General features: G+C 50.7%; 1 rRNA gene. It reads left to right on the top strand.

Annotated features, from left to right (window positions below):
• Positions 1–190: 190 nt before the first annotated feature.
• Positions 191–3082: ribosomal RNA gene (locus AC07SI_RS30360) — 23S ribosomal RNA — on the top strand.
• The last annotated feature ends 40 nt before the right edge of the window (positions 3083–3122 follow it).

Below are 3122 nucleotides of genomic sequence, written 5' to 3' on the forward strand. Positions count from 1 at the left end.
ATATTGATTTCTAGTCTTTGATTAGATCGTTCTTTAAAAATTTGGGTATGTGATAGAAAGATAGACTGAACGTTACTTTCACTGGTAACGGATCAGGCTAAGGTAAAATTTGTGAGTTCTCTTAGTTGAGAAATTCGAATTTTCGGCGAATGTCGTCTTCACAGTATAACCAGATTGCTTGGGGTTATATGGTCAAGTGAAGAAGCGCATACGGTGGATGCCTTGGCAGTCAGAGGCGATGAAAGACGTGGTAGCCTGCGAAAAGCTTCGGGGAGTCGGCAAACAGACTTTGATCCGGAGATGTCTGAATGGGGGAACCCAGCCATCATAAGATGGTTATCTTGTACTGAATACATAGGTGCAAGAGGCGAACCAGGGGAACTGAAACATCTAAGTACCCTGAGGAAAAGAAATCAACCGAGATTCCCTTAGTAGTGGCGAGCGAACGGGGACTAGCCCTTAAGTGGCTTTGAGATTAGCGGAACGCTCTGGAAAGTGCGGCCATAGTGGGTGATAGCCCTGTACGCGAAAATCTCTTAGTCATGAAATCGAGTAGGACGGAGCACGAGAAACTTTGTCTGAATATGGGGGGACCATCCTCCAAGGCTAAATACTACTGACTGACCGATAGTGAACTAGTACCGTGAGGGAAAGGCGAAAAGAACCCCGGAGAGGGGAGTGAAATAGATCCTGAAACCGTATGCGTACAAGCAGTGGGAGCAGACTTTGTTCTGTGACTGCGTACCTTTTGTATAATGGGTCAGCGACTTATTTTCAGTGGCGAGCTTAACCGAATAGGGGAGGCGTAGCGAAAGCGAGTCTTAATAGGGCGTCTAGTCGCTGGGAATAGACCCGAAACCGGGCGATCTATCCATGGGCAGGTTGAAGGTTGGGTAACACTAACTGGAGGACCGAACCGACTACCGTTGAAAAGTTAGCGGATGACCTGTGGATCGGAGTGAAAGGCTAATCAAGCTCGGAGATAGCTGGTTCTCCTCGAAAGCTATTTAGGTAGCGCCTCATGTATCACTGTAGGGGGTAGAGCACTGTTTCGGCTAGGGGGTCATCCCGACTTACCAAACCGATGCAAACTCCGAATACCTACAAGTGCCGAGCATGGGAGACACACGGCGGGTGCTAACGTCCGTCGTGAAAAGGGAAACAACCCAGACCGTCAGCTAAGGTCCCAAAGTTATGGTTAAGTGGGAAACGATGTGGGAAGGCTTAGACAGCTAGGAGGTTGGCTTAGAAGCAGCCACCCTTTAAAGAAAGCGTAATAGCTCACTAGTCGAGTCGGCCTGCGCGGAAGATGTAACGGGGCTCAAACCATACACCGAAGCTACGGGTATCACGTAAGTGATGCGGTAGAGGAGCGTTCTGTAAGCCTGTGAAGGTGAGTTGAGAAGCTTGCTGGAGGTATCAGAAGTGCGAATGCTGACATGAGTAACGACAATGGGTGTGAAAAACACCCACGCCGAAAGACCAAGGTTTCCTGCGCAACGTTAATCGACGCAGGGTTAGTCGGTCCCTAAGGCGAGGCTGAAAAGCGTAGTCGATGGAAAACAGGTTAATATTCCTGTACTTCTGGTTATTGCGATGGAGGGACGGAGAAGGCTAGGCCAGCTTGGCGTTGGTTGTCCAAGTTTAAGGTGGTAGGCTGAGATCTTAGGTAAATCCGGGATCTTAAGGCCGAGAGCTGATGACGAGTTAACTTTTAGTTAACGAAGTGGTTGATGCCATGCTTCCAAGAAAAGCTTCTAAGCTTCAGGTAACCAGGAACCGTACCCCAAACCGACACAGGTGGTTGGGTAGAGAATACCAAGGCGCTTGAGAGAACTCGGGTGAAGGAACTAGGCAAAATGGCACCGTAACTTCGGGAGAAGGTGCGCCGGTGAGGGTGAAGGACTTGCTCCGTAAGCTCATGCCGGTCGAAGATACCAGGCCGCTGCGACTGTTTATTAAAAACACAGCACTCTGCAAACACGAAAGTGGACGTATAGGGTGTGACGCCTGCCCGGTGCCGGAAGGTTAATTGATGGGGTTAGCTAACGCGAAGCTCTTGATCGAAGCCCCGGTAAACGGCGGCCGTAACTATAACGGTCCTAAGGTAGCGAAATTCCTTGTCGGGTAAGTTCCGACCTGCACGAATGGCGTAACGATGGCGGCGCTGTCTCCACCCGAGACTCAGTGAAATTGAAATCGCTGTGAAGATGCAGTGTATCCGCGGCTAGACGGAAAGACCCCGTGAACCTTTACTATAGCTTTGCACTGGACTTTGAATTTGCTTGTGTAGGATAGGTGGGAGGCTTTGAAGCGTGGACGCCAGTCTGCGTGGAGCCATCCTTGAAATACCACCCTGGCAACTTTGAGGTTCTAACTCAGGTCCGTTATCCGGATCGAGGACAGTGTATGGTGGGTAGTTTGACTGGGGCGGTCTCCTCCTAAAGAGTAACGGAGGAGTACGAAGGTGCGCTCAGACCGGTCGGAAATCGGTCGTAGAGTATAAAGGCAAAAGCGCGCTTGACTGCGAGACAGACACGTCGAGCAGGTACGAAAGTAGGTCTTAGTGATCCGGTGGTTCTGTATGGAAGGGCCATCGCTCAACGGATAAAAGGTACTCCGGGGATAACAGGCTGATACCGCCCAAGAGTTCATATCGACGGCGGTGTTTGGCACCTCGATGTCGGCTCATCACATCCTGGGGCTGAAGCCGGTCCCAAGGGTATGGCTGTTCGCCATTTAAAGTGGTACGCGAGCTGGGTTTAGAACGTCGTGAGACAGTTCGGTCCCTATCTGCCGTGGACGTTTGAGATTTGAGAGGGGCTGCTCCTAGTACGAGAGGACCGGAGTGGACGAACCTCTGGTGTTCCGGTTGTCACGCCAGTGGCATTGCCGGGTAGCTATGTTCGGAATAGATAACCGCTGAAAGCATCTAAGCGGGAAACTAGCCTCAAGATGAGATCTCACTGGAACCTTGAGTTCCCTGAAGGGCCGTCGAAGACTACGACGTTGATAGGTTGGGTGTGTAAGCGCTGTGAGGCGTTGAGCTAACCAATACTAATTGCCCGTGAGGCTTGACCATATAACACCCAAGCAATTTGCTTGCTTCGAGCTGAAAGGCA

The organism is Pseudomonas sp. GW821-FHT05D12 (assembly GCF_059419825.1).